General features: G+C 63.8%; 26 protein-coding genes and 1 pseudogene. 16 read left to right on the forward strand and 11 right to left on the reverse strand.

Annotated elements, in window-relative coordinates:
• Positions 1 to 34: 34 nt before the first annotated feature.
• The gene (locus AB7532_RS05395; protein WP_441233789.1) at positions 35 to 787 is read right to left on the reverse strand and encodes an SDR family NAD(P)-dependent oxidoreductase; all 753 of its coding nucleotides are present in this window, start codon (positions 785 to 787) and stop codon (positions 35 to 37) included.
• 116 nt (positions 788 to 903) lie between these two features.
• Between AB7532_RS05395 and AB7532_RS05400 the strand changes: the two genes are divergently transcribed.
• Both AB7532_RS05400 and AB7532_RS05405 read left to right on the forward strand, forming a co-directional pair.
• Positions 904 to 1,839, forward strand: coding sequence for a LysR family transcriptional regulator (locus AB7532_RS05400; protein WP_441233790.1), 936 nt, complete (start codon positions 904 to 906; stop codon positions 1,837 to 1,839).
• A 130-nt stretch (positions 1,840 to 1,969) separates the two neighbouring features.
• On the forward strand, positions 1,970 to 2,491 hold the full coding sequence (locus AB7532_RS05405; RefSeq protein WP_441233791.1) for an REP-associated tyrosine transposase: 522 nt from the start codon (positions 1,970 to 1,972) through the stop codon (positions 2,489 to 2,491).
• A gap of 40 nt (positions 2,492 to 2,531) precedes the next feature.
• Here AB7532_RS05405 and AB7532_RS05410 read toward each other — a convergent pair whose 3' ends face one another.
• Positions 2,532 to 2,789 (reverse strand): hypothetical protein, encoded by a 258-nt coding sequence (locus AB7532_RS05410; protein ID WP_441233792.1) that lies wholly within the window; start codon positions 2,787 to 2,789, stop codon positions 2,532 to 2,534.
• A gap of 159 nt (positions 2,790 to 2,948) precedes the next feature.
• Here AB7532_RS05410 and AB7532_RS05415 point away from each other — a divergent pair, with 159 nt between their 5' ends.
• Positions 2,949 to 3,935, forward strand: coding sequence for a tripartite tricarboxylate transporter substrate binding protein (locus AB7532_RS05415; protein WP_441233793.1), 987 nt, complete (start codon positions 2,949 to 2,951; stop codon positions 3,933 to 3,935).
• Between the two features lie 4 nt (positions 3,936 to 3,939).
• Here the strand turns inward: AB7532_RS05415 and AB7532_RS05420 are convergent, their stop codons facing one another.
• Entirely contained in the window at positions 3,940 to 6,558 is a 2,619-nt protein-coding gene (locus AB7532_RS05420) for an autotransporter outer membrane beta-barrel domain-containing protein (RefSeq protein WP_441233794.1), read from the reverse strand.
• Between the two features lie 278 nt (positions 6,559 to 6,836).
• Between AB7532_RS05420 and AB7532_RS05425 the strand changes: the two genes are divergently transcribed.
• Together AB7532_RS05425 and AB7532_RS05430 are read left to right on the forward strand one after the other, a co-directional pair.
• A complete protein-coding gene (locus AB7532_RS05425; RefSeq protein ID WP_441233795.1) occupies positions 6,837 to 7,811 on the forward strand; it encodes an AraC family transcriptional regulator in 975 nt (324 codons plus the stop codon).
• Between the two features lie 101 nt (positions 7,812 to 7,912).
• Positions 7,913 to 8,263, forward strand: coding sequence for a hypothetical protein (locus AB7532_RS05430; protein WP_441239191.1), 351 nt, complete (start codon positions 7,913 to 7,915; stop codon positions 8,261 to 8,263).
• Between the two features lie 23 nt (positions 8,264 to 8,286).
• On the opposite strand, the gene AB7532_RS05435 is transcribed toward AB7532_RS05430, so the two are convergent.
• The 4 genes from AB7532_RS05435 to AB7532_RS05450 all read right to left on the reverse strand — a co-directional run bounded on the left by AB7532_RS05435 (position 8,287) and on the right by AB7532_RS05450 (position 10,907).
• On the reverse strand, positions 8,287 to 8,754 hold the full coding sequence (locus AB7532_RS05435; RefSeq protein WP_441233796.1) for a YbaK/EbsC family protein: 468 nt from the start codon (positions 8,752 to 8,754) through the stop codon (positions 8,287 to 8,289).
• A 27-nt stretch (positions 8,755 to 8,781) separates the two neighbouring features.
• Entirely contained in the window at positions 8,782 to 9,513 is a 732-nt protein-coding gene (locus tag AB7532_RS05440; protein WP_441233797.1) for a haloacid dehalogenase type II, read from the reverse strand.
• A 172-nt stretch (positions 9,514 to 9,685) separates the two neighbouring features.
• Positions 9,686 to 10,312, reverse strand: a complete 627-nt coding sequence (locus tag AB7532_RS05445; protein WP_441233798.1) for a hypothetical protein — start codon at positions 10,310 to 10,312, stop codon at positions 9,686 to 9,688.
• Positions 10,313 to 10,472: 160 nt separating this feature from the next.
• Complete coding sequence (locus AB7532_RS05450) at positions 10,473 to 10,907, reverse strand: winged helix-turn-helix transcriptional regulator (RefSeq protein ID WP_441233799.1); 435 nt, start codon at positions 10,905 to 10,907, stop codon at positions 10,473 to 10,475.
• 84 nt (positions 10,908 to 10,991) lie between these two features.
• On the opposite strand from AB7532_RS05450, the pseudogene AB7532_RS05455 reads away from it, so the two are divergent.
• Positions 10,992 to 11,726, forward strand: a pseudogene (locus tag AB7532_RS05455) (SDR family NAD(P)-dependent oxidoreductase).
• A 193-nt stretch (positions 11,727 to 11,919) separates the two neighbouring features.
• A complete protein-coding gene (locus AB7532_RS05460) occupies positions 11,920 to 12,819 on the forward strand; it encodes a hypothetical protein (protein ID WP_441233800.1) in 900 nt (299 codons plus the stop codon).
• A gap of 58 nt (positions 12,820 to 12,877) precedes the next feature.
• Here the strand turns inward: AB7532_RS05460 and AB7532_RS05465 are convergent, their stop codons facing one another.
• Complete coding sequence (locus AB7532_RS05465) at positions 12,878 to 13,762, reverse strand: amidohydrolase family protein (RefSeq protein WP_441233801.1); 885 nt, start codon at positions 13,760 to 13,762, stop codon at positions 12,878 to 12,880.
• 340 nt (positions 13,763 to 14,102) lie between these two features.
• On the opposite strand from AB7532_RS05465, the gene ykgO reads away from it, so the two are divergent.
• The 3 genes from ykgO (at position 14,103) to AB7532_RS05480 (ending at position 15,381) form a co-directional block, all read left to right on the forward strand.
• The gene (gene ykgO, locus AB7532_RS05470; RefSeq protein ID WP_006611362.1) at positions 14,103 to 14,228 is read left to right on the forward strand and encodes a type B 50S ribosomal protein L36; all 126 of its coding nucleotides are present in this window, start codon (positions 14,103 to 14,105) and stop codon (positions 14,226 to 14,228) included.
• 110 nt (positions 14,229 to 14,338) lie between these two features.
• Positions 14,339 to 14,995: a tetratricopeptide repeat protein gene (locus AB7532_RS05475; RefSeq protein WP_441233802.1), complete on the forward strand. Its 657-nt coding sequence runs from the start codon at positions 14,339 to 14,341 to the stop codon at positions 14,993 to 14,995.
• A 125-nt stretch (positions 14,996 to 15,120) separates the two neighbouring features.
• Positions 15,121 to 15,381, forward strand: a complete 261-nt coding sequence (locus AB7532_RS05480; protein ID WP_441233803.1) for a hypothetical protein — start codon at positions 15,121 to 15,123, stop codon at positions 15,379 to 15,381.
• Between the two features lie 15 nt (positions 15,382 to 15,396).
• On the opposite strand, the gene AB7532_RS05485 is transcribed toward AB7532_RS05480, so the two are convergent.
• Entirely contained in the window at positions 15,397 to 15,579 is a 183-nt protein-coding gene (locus tag AB7532_RS05485) for a hypothetical protein (RefSeq protein ID WP_441233804.1), read from the reverse strand.
• Between the two features lie 330 nt (positions 15,580 to 15,909).
• Here AB7532_RS05485 and AB7532_RS05490 point away from each other — a divergent pair, with 330 nt between their 5' ends.
• Positions 15,910 to 16,866, forward strand: coding sequence for an alpha/beta fold hydrolase (locus AB7532_RS05490; protein ID WP_441233805.1), 957 nt, complete (start codon positions 15,910 to 15,912; stop codon positions 16,864 to 16,866).
• 118 nt (positions 16,867 to 16,984) lie between these two features.
• On the opposite strand, the gene cycA is transcribed toward AB7532_RS05490, so the two are convergent.
• The gene (gene cycA, locus AB7532_RS05495) at positions 16,985 to 17,380 is read right to left on the reverse strand and encodes a cytochrome c-550 CycA (protein ID WP_441233806.1); all 396 of its coding nucleotides are present in this window, start codon (positions 17,378 to 17,380) and stop codon (positions 16,985 to 16,987) included.
• A gap of 255 nt (positions 17,381 to 17,635) precedes the next feature.
• Here cycA and AB7532_RS05500 point away from each other — a divergent pair, with 255 nt between their 5' ends.
• On the forward strand, positions 17,636 to 19,129 hold the full coding sequence (locus tag AB7532_RS05500) for an FAD-linked oxidase C-terminal domain-containing protein (RefSeq protein ID WP_441233807.1): 1,494 nt from the start codon (positions 17,636 to 17,638) through the stop codon (positions 19,127 to 19,129).
• A 54-nt stretch (positions 19,130 to 19,183) separates the two neighbouring features.
• On the opposite strand, the gene AB7532_RS05505 is transcribed toward AB7532_RS05500, so the two are convergent.
• Entirely contained in the window at positions 19,184 to 19,519 is a 336-nt protein-coding gene (locus AB7532_RS05505; protein ID WP_441233808.1) for a putative quinol monooxygenase, read from the reverse strand.
• Between the two features lie 377 nt (positions 19,520 to 19,896).
• Here AB7532_RS05505 and AB7532_RS05510 point away from each other — a divergent pair, with 377 nt between their 5' ends.
• The 4 genes from AB7532_RS05510 to AB7532_RS05525 all read left to right on the forward strand — a co-directional run bounded on the left by AB7532_RS05510 (position 19,897) and on the right by AB7532_RS05525 (position 24,344).
• Positions 19,897 to 21,135, forward strand: a complete 1,239-nt coding sequence (locus tag AB7532_RS05510) for an FAD-binding protein (protein WP_441233809.1) — start codon at positions 19,897 to 19,899, stop codon at positions 21,133 to 21,135.
• Positions 21,132 to 22,454, forward strand: coding sequence for a glycolate oxidase subunit GlcF (glcF, locus tag AB7532_RS05515; RefSeq protein ID WP_441233810.1), 1,323 nt, complete (start codon positions 21,132 to 21,134; stop codon positions 22,452 to 22,454). Before AB7532_RS05510 ends, glcF begins: the two co-directional genes overlap by 4 nt.
• 85 nt (positions 22,455 to 22,539) lie before the next feature.
• Positions 22,540 to 22,920, forward strand: coding sequence for a histone (locus tag AB7532_RS05520; RefSeq protein WP_441233811.1), 381 nt, complete (start codon positions 22,540 to 22,542; stop codon positions 22,918 to 22,920).
• 413 nt (positions 22,921 to 23,333) lie between these two features.
• Positions 23,334 to 24,344, forward strand: a complete 1,011-nt coding sequence (locus tag AB7532_RS05525; protein WP_441233812.1) for a TorF family putative porin — start codon at positions 23,334 to 23,336, stop codon at positions 24,342 to 24,344.
• Positions 24,345 to 24,567: the final 223 nt, after the last annotated feature.

The raw sequence follows: 24,567 nt of genomic DNA on the forward strand, positions 1-24,567 counted from the left end.
TGCGTAGTCCTTGTTGGAGTGGTCGGCGTCTTGATCAGGCGCCGAACCCGCCGTCGACATTGAGCACGGTGCCGGTGACGAAGGAGGCTTCGGGGCTTGCGAGGAAGACCACGCCGGCGGCGACTTCCTCGGGCCGGCCGAAACGCTGCAGCGCGTGCTGCTTGCGCTGGGTCTCCGCGAACTCGCCGCCGTCCTTCGGATTCATGTCGGTATCGATCGAGCCGGGCTGCACCACGTTCACGGTGATGCCGCGCGGGCCGAGGTCGCGTGCCGCGCCCTTGGTGTAACCGACCACGGCCGCCTTGGTGGCGACGTAGTCGGCAAGACCCGGGAACGAAGCGCGGTCGGCCAACATCGAGCCGACAGTGACGATGCGGCCGCCTTCACCCATCAATTGCGAGGCGGCACGGATCGCCGCGATCACGCCATGCACGTTGACGGCATCCTGCCGCGCGAGCGCTTCGGTGTCCGCATTGGCATCGTCGATGGCACCGCCATTGGCGACGCCGGCATTGTTGACGAGGATGTCGAGATGGCCGAATTCCTTCGCAACGTCATTGACGAGCTGCGTCACGTCTTTCGCGGAAGCCTGATCCGCCCTGAAGGCGCGGGCCTTGACGCCGCGAGCCTTCAGCTCGGTGACGACTGCTTCCGCCTTTTCGGGCGAGGCGACGTAACTGATGGCGACATCTGCGCCTTGATCGGCGAGCGCGCGGGCCGAGGCCGCACCAATGCCGCGCGAACCGCCGGTGACGAGGGCAACCTTGCCTGAGAGCTTCTTGGTCATTGGATTTCTCCGGTCCTGAATTTCTGATGACCCTTGGATAAGCCTCTGCCTGTGGTATAGAAATAGAAACTGTTGAAACGCATTGTTTCCTTAATTACTCTGATTGGACTGGCGCCATGGCAAAGCTCCCCGATTTCGAGGCCCTCGCGATTTTCGCAAAAGTCGTGGAATTACGGTCGTTTGCGGGGGCCGCGAGCGAGCTTGCGATGTCGAAGGCGACGGTCTCCAAGGCCGTCACGCGGCTGGAGGAGCGGCTCGGCGCCCGGCTGTTCAACCGCACCTCGCGGCGGCTGGCGCTGACCGATGCCGGGCACAAGCTGTCCGAACGCGCGACGCGTCTGCTCGCGGACGGCGAGGCGGCGGAGAACGAGGCGCTGGCGCAATCGGTGGCGCCGCGCGGCCTGGTGCGGCTTGCCGTGCCCATGACATTCGGGATCAAGGCGGTGGCGCCGCTGCTGCCGGAGTTTTTCGAGACCTATCCGGAAGTCTCGGTCGATCTCCATCTGAGCGACGCGACCGTCGATCTGATCGGCGAGGGTTTTGACATGGCGGTGCGGATCGCACGGCTGCCGGATTCGTCGCTGATCGCGCGGCGGCTCTTCACCATGCCGCGCTTCACGGTCGCGGCGCCGTCCTATCTCAAGCGCGAGGGACGACCGACGCATCCGATGCATCTCGCCGAGCACAAATGCTTCAGCTACGCCTATCTCTCCACGCCGAACGTCTGGCACTACACCAACTCGGCCGGCGAGCAGGCCAGCGTGCGTCCGGGCGGCCAGCTCCGCGTCAACAATGGTGAAGCCGTCATGCCCGCGCTGATCGCGGGGCTCGGCATTGCCGAGCTGCCCGAGTTCATCGTCGGTGATGCGATTTCATCCGGCGAAGTCGAAGTCATCCTGAAAGACTGGAAGCAGGCCGAAGGCGCGGTGCATCTGGTAACGCCGCCCGGCGGCCCGCGCCCCGCCCGCGTCGAAGCCCTCGGCGATTTTCTCGCCGCAAAGCTGCCCGGCACCTGCAAGCGGCGGCCGAAGAAGGGAAGCAAAACCGCATAACTGCTTTTGGTGGGCACCGCGCTTCGCGCCTTTGCCCACCCTACGGCAGCTCGCTAGTCTATCGTTCGAGGCACTACCGTAGGGTGGGCAAAGCGAAGCGTGCCCACGTCTTTGCCTGAAGGGATCAAAAGTGTCTCGATATCGGCGAGCACAAGGCATCACGTTCTTCTTCACCGTTGTGCTCGAAGATCGGTCGAGCACGCTGCTCGTCGATCAAGCTGATCGCTTGCGCCGCATTTACCAAACCGTTCAGCAGCGCCGCCCGTTCGAGACCGTCGCTATTTGTATCCTGCCTGACCATCTCCATGCCATTTGGTCGCTTCCAGACCACGATGTCGACTTTTCATCGCGTTGGAATCTGATCAAGGGCGGATTTTCGCGAGGCTTGGAAGCGCGGGAGCGCTCGGCAAGCAAGTTACTCAAGCGCGAGAAAGGTATTTGGCAACGCCGCTACTGGGAGCACGCAATCCGAGACGACTCCGATCTGGAGCGTCACGTTGATTACATTCACTTCAATCCCGTCAAGCATGGTCTGGTGAATCGCGTACGCGATTGGTCGCTCAGCAGCTTCCATCGCTATGTGGAGCAGGGCGCCCTTCCCTTGGATTGGGGAGGGGATATGAGGGACATCGCGGGGCAATTCGGCGAGTGATGGTGGGCACGCTTCGCTTTGCCCACCCTACGGCATCTCGCTAGGACACCTTCACGCCATTGCGCACGACGATGCGCAAATTCGGCTTCAACGTCTCGTCGAGCTGCGACTTCAATTCATGAACGCGCGGATCGTTCGAGCGCGCAGCGCAGACGCCGTATTGATGGACGGATTGCGCCAGCGCGTGACGCGCTTCCGGGGTTCGCGTCATTTCGGGCTTTGACAGCCGCAGGACGATCGCGGCGAGATTCACCAGCATCTCGTCGAGGGCGACGTCGATGGTCGCGAGTTTTCCCATAACGCATTCCCTCCACTCACGCCCCGGGAGGCTAACGGGAGGTGCAGGGCGGCGTTCCGGACCGGGCTGAACATGGATAACGCTTCGTAAACGTCTTGTTCTTGCCGATTGCCGCGGTAGGCTGGTGCCGAAACAAGAAAAAACCGGGGAGGACCTGCCATGGATCGTCGCGATCTCCTGCGCGCCGTTGCCGCACTGCCGTTGTTGCCCACATTGTGGCCAAACACGGCCTTCGCCCAAGCCTATCCCGCGCGCAATATTACCCTGATCGTGCCGTTTCCGGCCGGCGGACAGGCCGACCTTGCTGCGCGCCCCGTGGCGATGGCGCTGGAGCGGATCCTCGGCAAGCCCGTCATCGTCGACAACCGCGCCGGCGGCGGCGGCGGATCGGTCGGCAATGCCGCCGCCGCGCGCGCCGAGCCCGATGGCTACACGCTGCTGATGACGCTGTCCTCGCTTGCGGTGCTCCCCGAAGCCGACCGGCTGTTCGAGCGGCCCGCCGCCTACGAGGTCTCGCAGTTCATGCCGATCGCGCGCGTGCTGGCCGATCCCACGCTGCTCGCTGTGCCGGCTTCGGCGCCATGGAAGACGGCGCAGGATTTCGTCGAGGATGCGAAGGCGCGCCCGGGCCAGATCACCTACGGCTCGTCCGGTCCCTATGGCACCCTGCACGTGGCGATGGAGATGTTCGCAAACAGCGCCGGCATCAAGCTGCTGCACGTTCCGTTCCGCGGCGCGGGTCCCGCATTGACCGCGCTGCTCAGCGGCACCGTGCAGGCCATCGCGGCTGCGCCCGGCACGCTGAAGCCGCAGGTCGACGACGGCAAGCTCCGCGTGCTCGGCAATTGCGGCGCGCAGCGCATCGCGAGCTTTCCCGACGTGCCGACCTTCCAGGAGCTCGGCTACAAGGATGTCGAGATGTACATCTGGGCCGGGCTGTTTGCGCAGCGCTCCCTTCCCGCACCGGTCGCGACCCGGCTGCGCGAAGCGATGGGACAGGTGATGGCGAGCCCCGATGTGCTCAGGGCTTTCGAGACCTCGGGCAGTCTCGTCGCCTATCAGGACGCGCCGGCCTTCTCGCAATTCGTCGCTGATGACAGCACGCGGCTGATCGCGGCGGTGAAGAAGATCGGCAAGGTGGAGTAGGGGCTTAGAACTCGCTGCGGACCAGGCCCCGCACGGTGTGCCGGTCATATCCCGGCGCGAATGCGCCCTCGTAAGATGCCTTGAACGACGTCGTGGCCGTGAAATCCCAGCGGATCTCCGCGCCGGTGAGCGCCACTGTGCGCGCCCGTTCGACGCCGGTGATCGCAAACGGAATGCCGGGCGCGCCTTCGAGCGCCGCAAGGGTGGTTGCCGCACCGCCGGTGAACTCATGGCGCACGGCAACGGTCGCGCCAATCTGCGCCGCGTGGCCGTTCGGCATGGTCATGCGGTGATGGGCGCGCAGGCCTGCCGTACCATACGCAACGTCGAAGCTGCCGCCGCGCACCAGCTGGTTGACGCCGGGCGCGCCGGTTTCGGACAGGCTGCCCTGGCGCGTCGCATACCAGTCGGCCTTCGCGAACGGCTCGGCGGTCAGGCCCCACACCATCGCGATGGGGCGCGCGATGCCGACCGAAGCGGCAAAGGTGTTCGCCCGCGAGGACGCGGTTGCCGTTTCGCCAAGGAACGAGATCGTGCGCGAGGATTCCAGCGCTGCGAAGGAATAGCTGATCGCGGAGGCGAGATTGAAGCCGCCCGCTTCGCCGCGTGCGTAGGCGCCGGCATGGCCTGTATTGGCGTCGATGCGGTCGGCGCGTCCCGCCATGCGCAGCTGGCCGGTCGATGCGCCGATCGCAACGCCCGCCGTGAATCCGGGCGTGCGCCAGAGATCGGCGCCGAGCGCCGCGCCGCCGACGGCGGTGCTCGTTCCGAACGCAATATTGCTCGCCGCCACCTTGTCCCAATTGCCGTAGCCGCCGAACCAGACGCTCTGCACCGGCGCAGCGCGGCGTCCTCGCAGCGCCTTGCCGATCGGATCCGCCGGCTCCTCGGCATAGGCCGATGCCGACATCCGGACGCTCTCGCCGCGCGACTGCGTGCCGGCGTTCCACATGAAGTTCTGGAACATGTCGGCCTGATCCGCCGTGAAGCGGCGGCCGTCGGCGTGGATTTGCCCGGCGAGATCGTCGAGACCGGCCTTGATGCCTGACGTGCCGAGCGCGGCGAGCGTGTTGATCGCGGTGCCCAGCGCTCCCGATGCGCCGCCGGACTGCGCCTGATCCAGCGCGCCGGCCACCGCAGCCTGGTTCGGCGTCAGGCCCGACAGCGTGCCGAATCCGCCGATCTGCTGCAGCAGGAAATAGACATTGTTGGTGTCGTAGCTGAGTTGCCCCGTAACCAGCGGGCTGCCCGAGGTCGTGAGCGTTGCGAACGTTCCGCTGACCCCGCCGGCCGCCGTGAGGATCGTATATTGGGTATTGGCGAGGAAGCCCGCGCCGAGCGGCACGATCTGCACGGTGCCGCCATTGAGCGTCGCCGTCCCGGTCGCTGCGATCTTGTCGGATTGACCGCCCGGGTTGATCTCGACCTGAAAGGTCGCGCCGGCGTTGAAGGTGACGTTGCCGTTGACGTTGAGGGTGCCGATCGAATTGCCGGGCGCGACCATGCCGCCATTGTTGACGACGATGCCGCCGACCGTGCCGGTGCCGCCGAGAGTGCCGCCATTGACGGTGACCACCGATGGCAGCGTGCCGTTCACGATCAGGCCGCCGGCATCCACCGTCGTCGGGCCGTTGAAAGCGGTGGCGCCGGTCAGCGTCCAGATCGAAGCGCCTGTCTTGGCCAGCTGCTCGAACTCGTCATATTGCAGGAAGGCCCCGAGCGTGCCGAGATCGAACGACGCGCTGCCGCTGCCGCCGAATTTCAGCGTGTCGGTGCCCGTCCCGCCGCGGACATACCCGGTGATCGTCGATCCCGGCGCGACGGTGAGGACGTCATCGCCGCCCAACAGATCAATCGCTCCACTGCCTCCGGTCGTGATGGTCCCGGAATTGACGATGGTGTCGCTGCCGGAGGACCCCTGGATTGCCAGGACGAAGCCGCCGAAAATCGTGCCGGCGTTGACCAGGGTGTTGCCGCCGGCAAGGATTTGTACGGCCGTATGGCCGCCGTCGATCACTCCGCCCTGATCGACAGTGACGATATTCCCGGCCGACGTGCCGCTGATCCGGAGCCCGTGCGTGTTTCCTCCGGTGCCGACGGCCGTCCCGCGAATATTGACGATATTGCCATTCGAATTGTCGATGACGATCGCTGCTTCCGCGATGCCGGTGGCCTCCGTGATCGCGCCGGCCGCGACCGTTACGGTGTTGTTGTTCGAGCCGTTCGACAGAAAGACGGCTCCGCTGTAGGTGGAGACGGTAGCCTGATTGTTGATCGTCACATTCGAATTCGACGTGCCGTCGTAGACGATCGCGGGAATCCCGGCGCCGGGCAGCAGCGACGTCACCGTACCGTCGCCGACGTTCACCGTGACGTTGGCGCCGCCCGTGGCGTTGATGTGGTTGGTGTTGCCGGGGCCGGTGCAGGTCGCCACATCGCCGGAATTGAGCGCGCCGATCGTGCCTGTGCCGGCCACGGTGCAGGCCGCGAGGGCCGCGCCGGGCATCAGCACGGGCAGGGCCGCGAGCACAAGCGGCGCCAGCGCCGTGGTGACGAGCAGCCTGTTACGCAGGATGGCAGCCAGTGAAACGTTGTGCGCACAGACTGGTATTGCGGTCAGCATCGACGGATTCCTCATTCCAGCACAATTGCTAGCGGGGAGGCCGCTGCGCTTCTTGGAGGGATGCGAAATGCCCTATGGCTAAAGGCGCAAGACGCCGGTTTGCTCGGGCGCTGTTGCGGCGGTGCCACGGACTGTTGCGCCAGCGTCGCGGCGTGTTGCCGCAGCGAATGGACTAATGCGCAAATTGATCGGGCCTGGCGCGCAATCGCGTCCGCGGCGCGTTGCGCACTGCAACCAACGCGCTATCAATGTCTCTGGAATGAGCGTGGAGATGCGCGTTGCGGGCGACCGACGGCCAATCGATCCCCGGCGTGCCGCGCATCGGCTATGCCGGCGACCCGCATGGGCCGGCCTATGAGATGTGGCGGGAGGAATTTTGCCGCCGCGTGATGGCCGCCGATCTCGCGCCGCTGTCCGACGGCTCTTTTCACTGCGACGTCAAGGCGTTGGTGCTGCCGCAGGCAACGATATCCTCTTGCAACGGCACGCCGATCAGATTCATGACGCTCGGTGCCAGCGACAATCTGGCTTTGCTGATCGCGCCGGATTCACCGTTGCACGCCGTCATGGGCCGTCGCGCGCTCGAAGTCGCGCCGCGGGGCATCAGCCTCATCGACGCCTCCATCAAGGGCGCTTACGTCTCGCAGCTCGGCGAGGGCGGCAACAAGGCCGCCTTGTTCGACCGCAAGACGCTGCTGTCTTATTGCCCCGATGCCGAAGACAGCGTTGCGCGGCCGCTCGATCATGACCCCGCGCTCACTGCGCTGCTACATCGATATTACGACTTCGCGGTTCTGCACGCCCAGGGGCTCGATGCGCTGGCGCAGCACGCCGTTTCGCAGCACCTGATGGATTTGATGGTGCTGGTGCTTGGCGGCAGGCGCGACGCCACCGAACAGGCGAAGGAGCGGGGCCTCGCAGCGGCGCGACTGGAAGTCATCAAGGCGGACATTCTGGCGCGGCTCGGTGACGGCAGCCTCACGCTCACCGATCTGGCGCGGCGCCATCGCGCCAGCCCGCGCACGGTTCAATTGCTGTTCGAGCGCAGTGGCGTTACCTATTCCGAATTCCTGCTGGAGCAGCGGCTGCTGCGGGCGGCACGGCTGCTGGGCGATCCGCTGCATCGGCTGAGCAAGATCAGCGATCTTGCCTATCTCGCTGGTTTCAACGACGTCTCGTATTTTCACCGGGCGTTTCGCCGGCGCTTCGGTATGACGCCGTCGGATGCCAAGGCGCGGCAGGCTGAAAGCTGAGCCAGGTTCCAGCTGCGCTTTCACATTTTTTTGTTGGGTGAGAACCTGACCGCGTCTCATTGATTGACGACAAATCAGGAGACTCGGGAAGGAAGCGAGAGATGCGAACAAAGCGAATTGCGCTGGGATTGGCGGTTGCGGTCGGCGGCATGGTTGCGCAAGGCGCGGCCTTTGCTCAGGAGCATCGCGGCACGTTGGAACAACAGATGGCCTGCACGCCCGATGTGTGGCGCCTGTGCAGCGACCAGATTCCCGACGAGAACCGCATTGTGGCCTGCCTGCAGCAGAACACGCCGCAGCTCTCGAGCGGGTGCCGTGCCGTATTCCAGTCCAATAACCAGATGCCGCCGCAGCAACAGGTTCCGCGCGGCAGGCCGGCGCCGTCACCGCGTTATAATGCTGCGCCGCCGCCTCCCGCGGCCCAGCCGCAGCCTTATGATGACGATGATTAGATGATGACGATGACTAGACTTGCCTAGGGCCTGATTTCGCAGACGTCGACCCATTCGGCCGCGACGAGTTCGGCCATCCGCTCAGGTGCGATGCGCACCGCGCTGTGGGTCGAGCCCGCGGCGGGAACGACGATGTCGAACGCCTTCAGCGAGACATCGCAATAGATCGGCAGCGGCGATTTCAGCCCGAACGGGCAGACGCCGCCGACCTCGTGGCCGGTGATGTCGGCGACCTCTTCCAGCCCCAGCATCTTCGGCTTGCCGCCGAACTGCGTCTTCACCTTCTTGTTGTCCATGCGCGACGTGCCGGCAGCGACGATCAGGATGACGCGCTCGCCGATCCGCAATGATAGCGTCTTGGCGATCATGCCGGGCTCGACGCCATAGGCTTCGGCGGCCAGCGGCACGGTGGCCGAGCTGATCGAGGATTCGATGACGGTGATGTCGGGGGCTTTCTCGGCGAAGAAGGCGCGAACGGATTCCAGGCTCATTCATGTCTCACGGGCGGGCGGCAATGCTTATGCGATCCCGGGAAGCTCGGAGAGCGAACGGACGCGGTGGTCCGGCGCAAAGCCAAGCTCGTCCATCTGGGTGCGGATCGCCTTGAACATCGTCAGCGGTGCCACGAGTTCGTTCTCGACGCAAGCCAGCGCCATCGCCTCCGGCGTCACCCGCTCGATCCATGCGACGTTCAAGCCGAACGACTTCGCGCCTGCGACGTCCCAGGGATTGGAGGAGACGAACAGCACCTCGTCCGGCCTGGTGCCGAGCACCTCGCCGATCAGCTCATAAGCCTGCGGGCTCGGCTTGAAGATCTTCCTGGCATCGACACTGATGGTGGCATCGAGCAGGCGGTCGAGACCGGAGTTGCGCACCAGCGCGTTCAGCATGTCCGGGCTGCCATTGGAGAGGATGGCAAGTTTTCGCGGCTTCAACGCCGCAAGCGCGTCGGTCGCATCCGGATAGAGATCGAGATGCAGATACTTTTCGATGACGCGCTCGAACGCGTCGTTTTCATAGGCAAGACCGAGCACACGCAGCGTATAGGCGAGCGAGTCGCGCGTGACGACGGCAAAATCCTGGTAGCGCCGCATCAGCGAGCGCAGCCAGGTGTATTCGAGCTGCTTGATCCGCCAGACCTGCGTGATGATCTCGCCATAGCCCGGAAACGCATCCTCGGTGATCTCCGCCACCGACTGGATGTCGTAGAGCGTTCCGTAGGCGTCGAAGACGACGGCTTTGATGGGCATTGGGTTTCCTTCCGGGCCGGCGAGGTCGCGTGCACTCCGATCGGGGAATGCACACCTTCGTCAGCTTATCAAAAGCACAGCGGAAGTCTGCTACTACAAGCGTGATCGGCGGCCTGTGATCCGTAGCTGACTCCATTCCTTGTAAGCGGCAGATGGAATGAACGCCGCCTTCTCAGCGTGCTACAGGCGTCTCGCGGACAATGCTGCCCTTGCGGTTGGTATAAACCAGTCTGTCGTCAACGAGGCGAATGGAGGATATCGGGGCAAAGGCCGACCCAGGGTCGCGCTGCGCCACGAAATCATCAGCCAGACGGAACGTCCCGCCCGCGAGCTTTTCGAGAACGAAATAGCGTTCCTTCGCGACTTGCGGGATTTCGATGGATCGGACGGAAAACTCTCGTCCGGCGGCGACAACGTCGTCGCCGCTTGCCATGCCGTAGCCCGGAAACTTGATATCGCTGACTTGATGCGCGGTGTCGCGCCAGTCCGCGAAATCCGGGCCAACCCGCGCATCTGTCATCAGCCTCTCAATGCGCGGAATCTCCGATGCTGCGAGGTTGGCCGGATCATTTTTGTAGTCGTCGTAATCGACGTATTTCTTTGACAGTCGGATCTTCTCGCCGCGGTAATCGATCTCATCGCTGCCAAACGCCTCAACATAGGCCCTGTGTCCGAGCACCACGGCGCCCGCCGACACCAGTAGGACAGCTAAAACGGCGATCAACTTTCTAAACCGCATCAAAGTGCAATTCTCCCGGCGGCCCTTGAAGCGAGGACCATATAACAACAATCCTGCCATCGCGCGGCGTCAATTCCTGTACCGCCGCTACGATCATGCGAAGGCCAATGGCGCGAGGCTAATCTACAATGTTGCCTCTTGGCCCGAGACAGATTCAGGGCGAATTCGGCCAACGTGCTGTCATCAGGGGCGGAGCAGAGCTGGACGAGAGTGGCGCAATCTAACCGGTCGGCTGACGTCCTCCCCGTGTCCAGGTCGCGCGCTCGGCGAAGACCTGGCTGACCTCCGCCATGTGCTCCGTGCCCCACGAGCACAGCGGCACCAGCGCTTGCGCCAGGCTGTGGCCCAGGGGCGTGAGCGCGTAGTCCACGCGCGGCGGCACCTCCTTATAGTCGGTCCGCTTCACGAGGCCGTCGGCCTCCAACTCCTTGAGCTGTTGGATCAGCACCTTGTCGCTGACATCGCGCACGGATCGTCGAAGCTCGCCGTAGCGGGTCGGCCCGCCTTGGGCGATGAAGTGGAGGATCAACGGCTTCCACTTGCCGGAGATGACACGCAAGGTCGCATCCAGGCCGCAGGTGAAGCCGGGTAGAGTCGGCGTGCAGCTCTGGACCGGTGTTGACGTCTGCGCAGGCGGAGAAATCGTGTCCGACATTTTTGGGCACTTACCAAAAGGTGCATACTTGTCGATAGGTGGGTACGCCGCCAGCTCAGTGCAACCTCAGTGAAGGAGCACATCATGAGCAGACTACAAGGCAAGACCGCAGTCGTGACCGGCGGCGGAACCGGCATCGGATTTGGCGCCGCGAAACGGTTCATCGACGAAGGCGCGTTCGTCTACCTCTTCGGGCGGCGGCAGGAGCCGCTCGACGCGGCCGTTGCGAAGCTGGGGTCTTCAGCGCGCGCCGTCAGGGGCTCGGTGACGGATCTGTCCGATCTCGACCGGCTGTACACGACGGTGAAAGCCGAACGCGGCGGGCTCGACATTCTGTTCGCCAATGCCGGCACCGGATTGTTCGCGCCGCTTGGCGAGATCACGGTCGAGCATTACGATCAGATCTTCGACGTCAATGTGAAGGGGCTGGTGTTCACGGTGCAGAAGGCGCTGCCGCTGATGAAGCAGGGGTCGTCGATCATCCTGACCGGTTCGAGCACAGGCGTAATGGGCACGCCGTAGTTCAGCATCTACAGCGCGACCAAGGCGGCGATCCGCAATCTCGCGCGCAGCTGGGCGCTGGACCTGCGCGGCACCGGCATTCGCGTCAACGTGCTGTCGCCGGGGCCGACCAAGACCGAGCTGGCGCTGGAGATCGTCGGCGAGGAAGCCTTCGATGCGCTCGGAAGCATGACGCCGATCGGGCGCGTGGGCGATCCGAGCGAGACGGGGGCTGTGGCCGCATTCCTGGCGTCATCAGACAGCAGCTTCATGACCGGCGGCGAGGTCTTCGTCGACGGAGGCCTGGCGCAAGTCTGACGTCGTGCGCTACGCGCCACGAGGACGGGGCACCCCCTCTCCCGCTTGCGGGGGAGGGTTGGGGTGGGGGTGTCTCCGCATCGGGAAAGCGATCGCGTGGAGAAAGCCCCGCCCGCTGCTTTAGGTCTTCGAATGGCTGATCAACCGGTGATAGAGTAGAAAGCGATCCGAGAAGCGGGTTTGAGACCGACCGATGCAGGATGATGTCATCAAGCAACCATTGCTGGTCGAGGTCGCCATCGAGACGGCGTCTCGGGTGGCGCATGAAAAGCTCCTGACGGTGCTCGCCGGGCTTGCCGCCGAGGATCACACGTTCATGGCGTCGCACGATCCCGAGTCTTGCCAGACCCTTCTGAAGGGGGTGAGCGAAAGTCATCTCGCAAGCAAGATCGATACACTCAAACGGACGTATGGAATCGCCGTCAATGTCGGCGCGTTGCAGCTCGCATTTCTGGAGCGTCCAACCACGCGGGCAGAGGCGACTTACACGCACAAGGAAATTTACGGTCCCAAAGGCGACTTTGCCGCCGTCAAGCTCGGCGTTGGACCTATCGCTTCCGGTAAGGGCTTTCACTTCGAGTCGAAGGTCGACGAGAGCGTACTACCGAGGGAGTATCTCCCCGGTGTCGAGAAAGGTCTGAAGGACGTGCTGGCTTGCGGCGTCGTTGCGGGCTTTCCGGTGATCGAAGTCGGGGTCGAACTGATCGACGCCAGATATCACGATGTCGATTCGTCGGTGCATGCCTTCGAGATCGCGACGCGTGCAGCCTTCCGTGAAGCCCTGAAAGCGGCGCAGTCGGTCCTGCTCGAACCGATCATGAAGGTCGAGGTGGTGACACCGCGAGCATTCGCAGTCTCGATCGCCGCCGATTTGAGATTGCGACGTGGGCAGGTTCGCGTCAGGAGCATCGAAGACGACACTGTCGCGATCGATGCGGTCGTACCGCTCATGACCATGCTCGGCTATGCGAACAGCCTAGACCCGATGAGCCAGGGGCAGGCGACCTCCACGATGCGCTTCGATCACTACGCTGCAATTCCATCGCCTAGCGGCGATCCGCCGTTTCGCCCGGCAATCGGGATGCGCGCTTGAGGCTCGCAGCGATCGCGGCGGAGTCGATGCAAGCGGCTCCGCCGATTTGTGAGGACGCCTAGATCCCCAGAATCTTCCTTGCGTTCGCCTTCAGCACCTTCGGCCGGATCTCGTCGCGGATCTCGATCTTGGCGAAGTCAGACAGCCAGCGGTCCGGCGTGATCACCGGCCAGTCCGAGCCGAACAGCATCTTGTCCTGGAGAATCGAGTTGATGTAGCGCACCAGGATCGGCGGAAAGTACTTCGGCGACCAGCCGGAGAGGTCGATATAGACGTTGGGCTTGTGGGTCGCGACCGACAGCGCTTCTTCCTGCCAGGGGAAGGAGGGATGCGCGAGGATGATCTTGAGGTCGGGGAAGTCGGCCGCGACGTCGTCCATGTACATCGGGTTGGAATATTTCAGCCGCATGCCCATGCCGCCGGGCATGCCCGAGCCGACGCCGGTCTGGCCGGTGTGGAACAGCGCGATGGCGCCGCCATTGTTGATCTCTTCGTAGAGCGGATACGCCATGCGGTCGTTGGCGTAGAAGCCCTGCATGGTCGGATGGAATTTGAAGCCGCGCACGCCGTATTCCTCGATCAGCTTGCGCGCCTCGCGCACGCCGAGCTTGCCCTTGTGCGGGTCGATCGAGACGAAGGGGATGAGGACGTCGAGATGGTCGGAGGCGATCTCCAGCATCTCCTCGTTCTTGTAGCGGCGGAAGCCGGTCTCGCGCTCGGCGTCGACCGGGAAGATCACGGCTGCGATGTTCTTGGAGCGGTAGTAGGCCGCGGTCTCCGGCACGGTCGGCGGATGCTTGTGCGGCGACTTGAAGTAGTCGGCCATCTGCGCCTGGAAATCGTCATAGCCGTCGTCGGGATGGGTGCCGCAGGGCTCCTCGGCATGGGTGTGGATGTCGATCGCGACGACTTTGTCGATATCAGGCAGCTTCATCTTCGGCATGGGTTTCCTCCCGACGGGTTGCCAAATTGATTATATGATATAACGAATTTGGCAAGCGCCGGTGGAGGCGAAAGCGCAGTCTGCAAAAGTCTTTGCGGCGCGTGGCCGCGAACGAACAGATCGGGCCGATCCGGCCGCTTCTACTGTGCATGGGGTTGTTTTCACGAATTTGCTCGCTGGGAACCGGGCAGTTAACATTGACATGACCTCCCGCCATGCCTTAAGAACCGCGCCATCCCGGGCGGTCGGTCCGCCAGCGGGAAAGATCTTATTTTGCCACATTCGCGCGTGCCGAAACGGTAGTGCCGAACACGGCCTTTCGAACGTTCAGGATTCTGCCATGAAGGTCCGTAACTCGTTGAAGTCGCTGCGCGGTCGCCATCGCGCCAACCGCCTGGTCCGCCGCAAGGGCCGGGTCTATGTGATCAACAAGGTGCAGCGCCGCTTCAAGGCTCGCCAGGGCTGATCTCTGCCCTGCCGGTCGCCGTCGCGCGCGCCCCGCAAGACCACGGTCTCACACGAGTTTGACGCCGCCTTTGCTTTGCAAGGGCGGCTTTGCGCGTTTAGACTTTGCGCATGGCAGTGAGATTCCCGGCAGTGAGATTCCCGTTCGCCCGCACCCTGTGTCTGGCCCTTGTGCTCGGAGGCGTCGGCTTGGCGCCAGCCTCGGCTCAGAAAGTTCTGCCGGCCCCTCCCGGCAAGGAGCAGAAGAAGCTCCCGGAAGCGCCGGCCAAGCTTCCCAAGGTCGATCGCGGCAAGAACCTCGATTTCCTGTTCGGCGCGCTGAAGGCCGCGCCCGACGAGGCCAGTGCAAAACATGTCGAGGCGCGGATCTGGGCGATCTGGATCCAGACCCCCAGTGACACGGCGTCCTTGCTGATGACGCGCGCCAAGACCGCGGTCGACGCCAAGAAGATCGACGTCGCGATCAAGCTGCTGGATGCGGTCATCAAGCTCCGGCCCGACTACATCGAGGCCTGGAACCGGCGCGCCACGCTCTACTACATGCAGAATGACTACGGCCGCTCGCTTGCCGACATCCGCGAGGTGCTGATCCGGGAGCCCCGCCATTTCGGCGCGCTCGCGGGCCTCGGGATGATCATGCAGGAGGTCGGCGACGAGAAGCGTGCGCTGGAGGCCTACCGCAAGGCGCTCGCCGTCAATCCGCATCTCGACAAGATCCCCGACCAGGTCAAGGCGCTGACCGAGAAGGTCGAGGGCCGCGATATTTAGCCTCGAACTCGATCATGTCTTGAATGAATGCGGCCGCTTCGGATTAACCAAGATCGGAAGCGCGGCATCTTGAGGACTATTGCGGACGCCGCCACAGGCCTACCTGCAGTGCAGGAGCGATAGCCATGAAGCGTTTGATCCTCGCAAGTGTACTGTTGTTGGCGTCCGGGACGATGAGCCTCGCCGACGGATTGTTCTGGGTGGTCGGCAACCGAGCCAGCGGCAAATGCAACATCGTGACCAGCAATCCCGTGATCATCGGCGATATCTGGTTCGGTGACGGCCCCTACAAATCCAGGGCGGACGCCAAGCTTGCCCGCTCGACCATCCGCGCCTGCCCCGCGCCGACCCCCGACGAGGAAAAGGCCGAGGACGGCACGAACTAGACCGGCGACCGCAGGTTAATGCAGGGCGTTGCCGCCGCGCTCGGCGAGGCCATGATCGGCGGCTGCGGCGTAAGCTCTTGCAAGCTCCGTCTCGAGGTGCTCGTTGATCAGGAGCAGCGCGCGCACGGCACCGCGCAGGTCGCCGTTGCAGCTCGCTACGATCTCGTCGATCGCAGTGTCCTTGGATGTGATGCTCATCGAAAGTCTCCGGTTCAAATCAGGACAAATCCTGCCGGTCTTTCCTCACGTCCCCTGAGGTTGCGAGGAGGATCGGCGCCCACCCGCCTCTAAGAGACGGAACCGACCGTGGCGATTATAAGGAAGCCGCGATGACGACTGCATGAAGCTGGTCCGAGGCTGATGCATCGCCATTCATCGCCATTGATTTCATTGAATATTTGGTTCAGCAATTATGCACATATCCACAGCCCCACCGTTTCCGGTGGAAATGCTAGAGCCGGCGGAGCGAAACTGTGCACCTGCCAAACCCGTAGCTGCGATGTGCCCTGGATTTCCCGGACTTTCTCCATGATCGTGATGTCAGTCGTGACGGCGCTGGTTCTGCTGGCGCTGGTCACGCAGGCCGGCGTCGTCGCCGTGCAACGCGCCTATCCGCCCCAGGGCAAGTTGATCGAGGTCGAAGGCGCGACGCTTCACGTCGTCGATATCGGCCCGCGCAATGCGGGGCTGCCGATCGTGATGTTGCATGGCGCGAGCTCCAATCTCGAAGCGATGCGGCGCCCGCTCGGCGATCTCCTCGCCAAAGACCATCGCGTCATCCTGATCGACCGCCCCGGCCATGGCTGGAGCACCCGCGCGCGACGGGAGGATTCGACGCCGCAGATCCAGGCGCGGATGATCGATGAGGCGCTTCAAAAGCTTGGGGTCGATCGCGCCGTCTTCGTCGTGCATTCCTGGAGCGGTGCGCTCGGCGCGCGGATTGCGCTCGATCACGCGAGCCGCGTCGCCGGCCTCGTCATGCTGGCGCCCGTCACCCATCCCTGGCGCGGCGGCGTCGGCCGCTACAACGAGATCATCGCAACGCCCGTGATCGGGCCGCTGCTCGCCTACACGGTCACGCTGCCGCTGGGGTATTTCGTTGCGGAGGCCGGTGCGCGCAGCGTCTTCCTGCCGCAAATCATGCCGGATGGTTTCGTGCGGGACTCCGCGACGCCGCTGCTGCTGCGCCCGCGCGAGTTCATCGCCAATGCCTATGATCTGGTGACGCTGAAGCAAGCAGTGACGGAGCAGGTCGCGCGCTATGGCGAGATCAAGGCACCGGTCACGATCATCGCCGGCGAACCCGACAAGACGGTGAAGACCGACATTCATGCACGCCCGTTCGCCGCGACCGTGCTGAATGCCAAGCTGATCGTGCTGCCCGATCTCGGCCATATGGTGCAGAACGCCGTGCCGGACCTGGTGAAGACGGAGATCGAGGCGATGATCAGGAAGATCGCCCCGGCGCAGGCGGCCGCAGACTAAAGCGTTTTCACGCGAAGTGGATACCGGTTCGCGTGAAGAAAACGCGTCAAAACGAAACACTGGAGCTTCGGTTCTGATTCAATCAGAACCGAAGCTTCAGCGGCCGCCGTTCATCCGCCTACTGCTTGATTTTCCCGTCCTTGTCGAACTGCGAGACGAAGGCCCAGAGATTGTTGATCTCGTTCTCGTTCTTGATGCCGGCGAACGCCATCTTGGTGCCGGGGATCTTGGCCTTGGGGTCCTTGATGTATTCCTTGAACACCGCCTCGTCCCAGGTGATGCCGGAATTCTTGTTCGCGTCCGAGTAATTGTAGTCCGGCGCGCTGCCGGATTTGCGGCCGTTGAGGCCGTTGAGCTCGGGGCCGACCTTGTTCTTGGCGCCTTCGCCGATGGCGTGGCAGGCCAGGCATTTGTTGAACGACGATTTGCCGGCCGCGACATCCTGGGCCATCGCGCTGGAGGCTGTGGCAGTGACGGTGAGGATCATCAGCGCGCCAAAAGTCAGTTTTTTCATAGGGTGCTCTTCGTCTCTTTCCCGGTGGGGGTCTTGTTCTGGTCGGCGATCGTCGAACCTGCCATCTTTGGCATGGCCCGCTCGGCTTGGACAAGCCGCCAAACCATGACAGGTTTCATGGCTGCCTACTTGTCCCAGAGCGAACTCGCCCGAGATCGCCGATCCGACTTTCGGACGGCCTACCCAAACCAGCGCGGACGTGGTTGATTTGGCGCGATAAATTTGATCGTAGACGACGAGTCGGAAGGATATGTGATGGCCATCATGATGCCCGCGAGCGACCAGGCGGTACTTGCGCGCCGCGCGGAGATCATTGCTGCGTTGCGCGCAATCGTGCCCGGCGAAGGCGTCATCGACAGCGCGGCCGAGATGCGGGCCTACGAATCCGACGGGCTGACGGCCTATCGGCAGCCACCGATGGTCGTGGTGCTGCCCGACACCACCGAGCAGGTCGCGCTCGTCCTGAAATATTGTGCCGCGCAAGGCATCAAGGTGGTGCCGCGCGGCTCCGGCACCTCGTTGTCGGGCGGTGCGCTGCCGCTGGAGGACGGCGTGCTGCTCGGTCTCGGCAAGTTCAAGCGGATTCGCGAGATCGATTTCGACAATCGCGTCGTCGTCACCGAGCCGGGCGTCACCAATCTCGCCATCAGCCAGGCGGTCGCCCATGCCGGCTTCTATTATGCGCCCGATCCGTCCTCGCAGATCGCCTGCTCGATCGGCGGCAATGTCGCGGAAAATTCCGGCGGCGTGCATTGCCTCAAATACGGCATGACCACCAACAATGTGCTCGGTTGCGAGATTGTCCTGATGAGCGGCGAGATCCTGCGCATCGGCGGCAAATCGGCGGAGAACTCCGGTTACGATTTGATGGGCGTCATCACCGGCTCTGAAGGGCTGCTCGGCGTCATCACCGAGGTCACGGTGCGCATCCTGCAAAAGCCTGAAACGGCGCGCGCGCTGATGGTCGGCTTCGCGCAAGTCGAGGCGGCGGGCGAATGCGTCGCGCGCATCATCGGCGCCGGCATCATTCCCGGCGGCATGGAGATGATGGACAAGCCCGCGATCCACGCCGCGGAAGCCTTCGTCCATGCCGGCTATCCGCTCGACGTGGAGGCACTCCTCATCATCGAGCTCGACGGTCCCAAGATCGAGGTCGACGAGCTGATCACGCGGGTCGAGACGATTGCGAATGCTTGCGGTTCGACCACCTGCCAGATCTCGACCTCGGAGGCCGAGCGCAATCTGTTCTGGGCGGGCCGCAAGGCCGCGTTCCCCGCGGTGGGACGCATCTCGCCCGACTATCTCTGCATGGACGGCACGATTCCCCGCGGCGCGCTGCCGAAGGCGCTGGCCCGGATTCGCGAGCTCTCGGAAAAATACCAGCTCGGCTGCGCCAACGTGTTCCACGCCGGCGACGGCAATCTGCACCCGCTGATCCTCTACGATGCCAACAAGCCCGGCGAGATCGAGCGCGCCGAGGCCTTCGGCGCCGACATTCTGCGCGCCTGCGTCGAGTTCGGCGGCGTGCTCACCGGCGAGCACGGCGTCGGCATCGAGAAGCGCGACCTGATGCCCGACATGTTCAGCGAGATCGACCTCAACCAGCAGCAGCGGCTGAAATGCGCCTTCGATTCGCAGGGATTGCTCAATCCCGGAAAAGTGTTTCCGACCCTGCACCGCTGCGCCGAACTCGGCCGCATGCATGTCCATGCCGGTAAGGTGGCGTTTCCGGACATTCCGCGGTTCTAGGCGATTGTGCGGAGGGAAGCGGCTTGCAACGCAAGCTCTTCCCTCCGCGAGCCCTTACAGCAGCCCGTATTGCGCCCGCTCCCGTTTCGCCAGCAGAGGCAGCGCCTGCCCGGCAATGTAAGTCTTGAAGTGTGCGCTCTCCTGATGCGCCTTGAAGGCCGCCTCGTCGCGGAACAGCTCGTAGAACAGGAACTGGGCCGGATTGTCCTTGGCGCGGCTGATCAGGAACAGCTTGACGCCGTCCTCGCGCTGCGCCTCGGGCAGGAAGCGATCGAGGATTCCCGCGACCTTGTCGGCCTCGCCCGGCTTCGCCTCCCATTGCGCGACGACGAGCAGGCCGCCGCCATCGACCGCGTCGCTGATCGATTTCTGCGTTGCGTAGTGGTTCATTGTCTTTCCTCCTTGCTGCTGGGCTTGAGATGACGAATTCGTCCATGGCGAGAGATAGATCGCCAGGACTGCTCCGCCGGCTCGGATCACCGACCTGCGGCTGTATGTTTCGCGGACAGGTGGCCGCGCCTCTGTCGATCGCTTCATGTTTGCCTCCATCGCCTGGTTTCGATCGCGATCGGCGCAAACTTGTAGCGACGGCCCGGCGGGTTCGGTTCGCCGGTGATCGAAGTGTCGATGTCGTGAACGCTTCGGTTGAGATCGAAGCGTTGCGGTCGTTTCTGGTGCGGCGGGCTGCCCGGCGCCAGCGCGCTGGCCGGTCGCCGGCGTCACGCCGCATTTGATTTTGGTGCCGAATTTCGCTACCGCCTTTTCCCGTGGACACGCTTAGGGTCAGAGACGCCAAAGACGTCGAAGAGGTGGTGCGCGCGGCGATTGCCAACGAGCAGCCGCTCGAGATCATCGGTCATGGCAGCAAGCGCGGCATCGGCCATGCGATGGCGACCAATGCCGTGCTCGACGTCTCCGCGCTGAATGCCGTCATCTCCTACGAGCCGAACGAGCTGATCGTCACGCTCCAGGCCGGTGCGCCGCTGGCGGATGTGTTGTCGCTGATCGATGCCAAGAACCAGCAATTCGCTTTTGAGCCTGTCAACACCGCGCCGCTGCTCGGCACGCCTGCCCTCGGAACCATCGGCGGCATGATCGCGGCCGGGCTGGCCGGCCCGCGGCGGATCAAGGCGGGCGGGGCGCGCGATCATCTGCTTGGGGCGCATGCCGTCTCCGGGTTCGGCGACAGCTTCAAGACCGGCGGCAAGGTGGTGAAGAATGTCACCGGCTATGATCTCTGCAAGCTGCTGGCGGGCTCCTGGGGCACGCTGTCGGTCATGACCGAGGTCACGCTCAAGGTGATGCCCAAGCCCGAGGCCGAGCGGACGCTGCTGCTGCGCGGGCTCGACGATGCCGTCGCCAACAAGGCGATGACCGCGGCGCTCGGCTCGCCCTTTGATGTGTCCGCAGCCGCGCATCTGCCGAAATCGGCGTTCCGGGCCAGGACGGAAGGGCTCGGCGACATCGCCGGTCAGGGCGAGGCGCTGACCGTGCTGCGGCTCGAAGGCATCACCGCCTCCGCCGCGCACCGCGCCGGCTCGTTGCGCGAATTGCTGGCGCCGTTCGGAACGGCGACGCTGATCGAGGACGCGGCATCTGCCGCGCTGTGGGCCACGATCCGCGACGTGCTGCCGTTCGCGGCAAGCGGTGCGCTCGGCGCCTGGACGGTGTGGCGGATCGTCTGTCCGCCGGCCTCGGGCGCGGCGCTTGGCACCCAACTGGCGCGCGAGACCGGTGGCGACGTGATCTATGATTGGGGCGGCGGCTTGATCTGGGCGGCGCTGCCGCCGAAGCCGGACGCGCATGCGCCGGCCGTGCGCCAACGCGCCGGTGCCGTCGGGGGACACGCCACGCTGATCCGGGCGGACGAGGACGTCAGGCGCGGGGTCGACGTGTTCCATCCGCAGGCGCCGGGCATTGCCGCATTGAGCGAGCGTGTGCGCGCCAGTTTCGATCCGAAGACCATTCTCAACCGGGGGCGGTTGATGCGGGGCCCTGCGGCATGAAGACCGAATTCTCACTGGCGCAGCTCGCGGACCCAGACATCGCGCAGGCCGACAAGATCCTGCGCGCCTGCGTCCATTGCGGCTTCTGCACCGCAACCTGTCCGACCTATGTGCTGCTCGGCGACGAGCTCGATAGCCCGCGCGGCCGCATCTATTTGATCAAGGAGATGCTGGAGAAGGACCAGACCCCGACGGCGGAGGTGGTCAAGCATGTCGACCGCTGCCTGTCGTGCCTGTCCTGCATGACGACCTGCCCGTCCGGGGTGAACTATATGCACCTCGTCGACCAGGCCCGGGTCAGGATCGAGCAGCGCTATCAGCGGCCGTTGACCGAGCGCCTGCTGCGCCGGGTACTGGCCTTCGTGCTGCCGGACCCGCAGCGCTTCCGCATCAGCATGTGGCTGGCGCGGCTCGCCCGTCCGCTTGCCGTGCTGCTGCCGACGCCGAGGCCCTCAGCCACGCCCGGCCTGATCCAGCGCCTCAAGGCAATGCTGGCGCTGGCTCCGAACCGGCTGCCGGCGCCGGGCGCCCTGCCGGGCAGTGTGTTCGCAGCGCTCGGCAAGAAGCGCGGCCGGGTCGCGCTGTTGCAAGGCTGCGCCCAGCAGGTGCTGGCACCGCGCATCAACCAGGCCGCCATCAGTCTCCTCACCCGCCACGGCATCGAGGTTGTCCTGGTCCGGGACGAGCAATGCTGCGGCGCGCTGACTCATCATCTCGGCAATGACCAGGATGCGCTGGCGCGGGCCCGTGCCAACGTCACGGCCTGGCAGAAGGAAGCTGCAGGCGAGGGGCTCGACGCCATCCTGGTGACGGCGTCCGGCTGCGGCACCGTGATCAAGGACTACGGCTATCTGCTGCGCGAGGATGCCGCGTTCGCAGACGATGCCGCAAAGGTCTCCGTGCTCACCAAGGACATCACCGAATACATCGCCGGCCTCGGACTCGAACCCACCAATCGGCAGGACAACATCGTCGTCGCCTATCACTCCGCGTGTTCGTTGCAGCACGGGCAGAAAATCACGGGCCTTCCGAAAGAATTACTTTCCAAGAATGGATTCGTGGTGAAAGATGTGCCGGAGAGCCATTTGTGTTGCGGTTCGGCGGGGACCTACAACATTCTCCAGCCCGAGCTTGCGGGCCGGTTGCGCGATCGCAAGGTCGCCAACATCGCGAGCGTCAAGCCGGACATGATTGCCGCGGGCAATATCGGCTGCATGGTGCAGATTGCCAGTGGCACGTCAGTTCCGGTCGTACACACGATTGAGCTTCTCGATTGGGCTACGGGCGGGTCGCGGCCGGCATTGAACGCGCAGGTTTAAGCTTTCAAAGCCTGAACTTTCCTCCCGAGGTGACGGCTGAAAGACGCCCGATCGACCATTGTTCGGCGGCAACAGGAGGACCACGATGGCGAAAGCGAAGAAGAAAAAAAGCAAGAAGGCCAAAAAGGCCAAGAAGGCTGTAGCGGCGAAGAAGACCGCGAAGAAGGCGGCCAAGAAATCCGCCAAGAAATCGAAGAAGGCCGCCCCCAAAAAGGCCGCCAGGAAGGCCGGTAAGAAAGCCGGCAAGAAGGCCGCGAAGACATCGGCCAAGAAGGCTGTGAAGAAGGCTGCCAAGCCGGCTGCACCGAAGGCCGCCAAGAAAGCGGCACCGAAGAAGGCGAAGGCAGCTCCCGCGCCGAAGCCGTCGGCGCCGGTGGCTGCTCCGGCTCCCGAGCCCGCCGTCGAGACAAGCTGGGCGATGCCTTCGTCTTCTGCAGAACCGACGCCCGCCGAGGGGCAAGGTTAGGTCAAGGGTTGGGCCAAGGTCGGGCTCACCCAGACGGCAACGATGGACAACAGAAAAGGCCGCGGCGGTGACGCTGCGGCCTTTTTGCATCGTCACAGCGCTCTCGGCCGATGGCCGTTGCTCGCGTCAGTCTGATTCGTGGCGCGGGCACCACTGCTTCGCGGACTCCCGTATTAGTCCGGGCGGCTCTGTGCACTTTGGAATGCAAATAATGTGTTCGGGAAGCAACACCGGCTGACAACCTTTCGTGGAATCGTCAGAACGCCCAAAAAGGCGGCAAATGCCCGTGATTTTTGCTTCACGGTTGAGGGCCTCCAATCCAGATTGTCGCAGTAACGAAATTTTGCAGACAGGTCGTGCGCCCGGGGGGCTTCCGGGGACCGGCTGGGTACAAACTGGTGATGGGGATTGAAATGAAAAAAGTGACTTTGTTGGCAACGGCGCTGGCAATGGTGACGGGCTCGGCTTTCGCGGCAGACATGCCGGTCAAGGCCAAGAAGGCCCCTCCCATAGTTGCCTTTGATCCCTGGGATGTCGCCTTCGGCGGCGCGATCATGAGCGACTACGTCTTCCGTGGTATCACCCAGTCGAACCACAAGCCGTCGGTCTCGGCCTATTTCGAGCCGCGCTACAACGTCACCAAGGACCTCCAGCTCTATGTCGGCGTCGCCGGTGAGAGCATCTCCTTCCCGAACCGCGCGGCGGCCGAAATCGACATCTATGGCGGTATCCGCCCGACCTTCGGCGCTTTCGCGTTCGACATCGGCGTCTGGGGCTACCTGTATCCGGGCGGCACCTGCTATTTCGGCGGCACTGGCATCGACAACGCCGGCGTCTTCCAGGGCGCCGACTGCGCCGAGAAGGCTCTGCTGAACACCAACGTGATCAAGAAGGACCTGAGCTTCTTCGAAGTCTATGGCAAGTTCACGTACACGGTGAACGACAGCTGGTCGTTCGGTGTCACCGAGTACTACACCCCGAGCTATTTGAACTCGGGCGCCTGGGGCAACTACGCTTCGGTCACCGGCAAGTACATCGCGCCTGCCACGACCTTCGGCGCCAGCGGCGTCGGCATGTACGTGTCGGGTGAGTTCGGCCGTCAGTGGCTCGGCACCTCCGACAGCTTCTACGGCACGGTCGCCTTCCCGAACGGCATCAAATACGCCGACTACAACACCTGGAACATTGGAATCGGCTTCACCTACAAGGTGGCGACGCTGGACCTGCGTTACTCCGACACCAACCTGTCCAAGGGTGATTGCAACGCCTTCACCAGCGACTACGCAGCTCGCGGCAACCTCACCGCCTCGACCGGTACCTATCTGACCCCGATCAATCCGTCGGGCGTGGGCTCCAACTGGTGCGGCGCCACCGGCATCGCGAAGCTCTCGTTCGACCTGACGGCGATGAGCAACCTGAAGTAAGTTTCTTCCTGAGACGACTTCGAGGGCGGCAGGGCAACCTGCCGCCCTTTTGCTTTTGGGGGGGAAGCCAAGCTGTCCGCGACCCGAACTATGAGCCGGGAGAACGGCGCCGCGACCTCACACTCCGTCATTGCGAGCCACCGGGTCCGCGCGAAGCGCGGCCCGATGACAGGCTCCGCGAAGCAATCCAGACATGTTTTCGCGGATGGAGTCTGGATTGCTT

This window comes from Bradyrhizobium sp. 930_D9_N1_4 (assembly GCF_052076015.1).
Classification (GTDB): Bacteria; Pseudomonadota; Alphaproteobacteria; order Rhizobiales; family Xanthobacteraceae; genus Bradyrhizobium.

What these genes read in the sequence shown, in the direction of transcription:
- AB7532_RS05395 (WP_441233789.1), bottom strand. Translation starts at nt 787, where the DNA reads ATGACCAAGAAGCTCTCAGGCAAGGTTGCCCTCGTCACCGGCGGTTCG.
- AB7532_RS05400 (WP_441233790.1), top strand. Translation starts at nt 904, where the DNA reads ATGGCAAAGCTCCCCGATTTCGAGGCCCTCGCGATTTTCGCAAAAGTC.
- AB7532_RS05410 (WP_441233792.1), bottom strand. Translation starts at nt 2,789, where the DNA reads ATGGGAAAACTCGCGACCATCGACGTCGCCCTCGACGAGATGCTGGTG.
- AB7532_RS05415 (WP_441233793.1), top strand. Translation starts at nt 2,949, where the DNA reads ATGGATCGTCGCGATCTCCTGCGCGCCGTTGCCGCACTGCCGTTGTTG.
- AB7532_RS05420 (WP_441233794.1), bottom strand. Translation starts at nt 6,558, where the DNA reads ATGCTGACCGCAATACCAGTCTGTGCGCACAACGTTTCACTGGCTGCC.
- AB7532_RS05430 (WP_441239191.1), top strand. Translation starts at nt 7,913, where the DNA reads ATGCGAACAAAGCGAATTGCGCTGGGATTGGCGGTTGCGGTCGGCGGC.
- AB7532_RS05435 (WP_441233796.1), bottom strand. Translation starts at nt 8,754, where the DNA reads ATGAGCCTGGAATCCGTTCGCGCCTTCTTCGCCGAGAAAGCCCCCGAC.
- AB7532_RS05440 (WP_441233797.1), bottom strand. Translation starts at nt 9,513, where the DNA reads ATGCCCATCAAAGCCGTCGTCTTCGACGCCTACGGAACGCTCTACGAC.
- AB7532_RS05445 (WP_441233798.1), bottom strand. Translation starts at nt 10,312, where the DNA reads ATGGCAGGATTGTTGTTATATGGTCCTCGCTTCAAGGGCCGCCGGGAG.
- AB7532_RS05450 (WP_441233799.1), bottom strand. Translation starts at nt 10,907, where the DNA reads ATGTCGGACACGATTTCTCCGCCTGCGCAGACGTCAACACCGGTCCAG.
- AB7532_RS05460 (WP_441233800.1), top strand. Translation starts at nt 11,920, where the DNA reads ATGCAGGATGATGTCATCAAGCAACCATTGCTGGTCGAGGTCGCCATC.
- AB7532_RS05465 (WP_441233801.1), bottom strand. Translation starts at nt 13,762, where the DNA reads ATGCCGAAGATGAAGCTGCCTGATATCGACAAAGTCGTCGCGATCGAC.
- ykgO (WP_006611362.1), top strand. Translation starts at nt 14,103, where the DNA reads ATGAAGGTCCGTAACTCGTTGAAGTCGCTGCGCGGTCGCCATCGCGCC.
- AB7532_RS05475 (WP_441233802.1), top strand. Translation starts at nt 14,339, where the DNA reads ATGGCAGTGAGATTCCCGGCAGTGAGATTCCCGTTCGCCCGCACCCTG.
- AB7532_RS05480 (WP_441233803.1), top strand. Translation starts at nt 15,121, where the DNA reads ATGAAGCGTTTGATCCTCGCAAGTGTACTGTTGTTGGCGTCCGGGACG.
- AB7532_RS05485 (WP_441233804.1), bottom strand. Translation starts at nt 15,579, where the DNA reads ATGAGCATCACATCCAAGGACACTGCGATCGACGAGATCGTAGCGAGC.
- AB7532_RS05490 (WP_441233805.1), top strand. Translation starts at nt 15,910, where the DNA reads ATGATCGTGATGTCAGTCGTGACGGCGCTGGTTCTGCTGGCGCTGGTC.
- cycA (WP_441233806.1), bottom strand. Translation starts at nt 17,380, where the DNA reads ATGAAAAAACTGACTTTTGGCGCGCTGATGATCCTCACCGTCACTGCC.
- AB7532_RS05500 (WP_441233807.1), top strand. Translation starts at nt 17,636, where the DNA reads ATGGCCATCATGATGCCCGCGAGCGACCAGGCGGTACTTGCGCGCCGC.
- AB7532_RS05505 (WP_441233808.1), bottom strand. Translation starts at nt 19,519, where the DNA reads ATGAACCACTACGCAACGCAGAAATCGATCAGCGACGCGGTCGATGGC.
- glcF (WP_441233810.1), top strand. Translation starts at nt 21,132, where the DNA reads ATGAAGACCGAATTCTCACTGGCGCAGCTCGCGGACCCAGACATCGCG.
- AB7532_RS05520 (WP_441233811.1), top strand. Translation starts at nt 22,540, where the DNA reads ATGGCGAAAGCGAAGAAGAAAAAAAGCAAGAAGGCCAAAAAGGCCAAG.
- AB7532_RS05525 (WP_441233812.1), top strand. Translation starts at nt 23,334, where the DNA reads ATGAAAAAAGTGACTTTGTTGGCAACGGCGCTGGCAATGGTGACGGGC.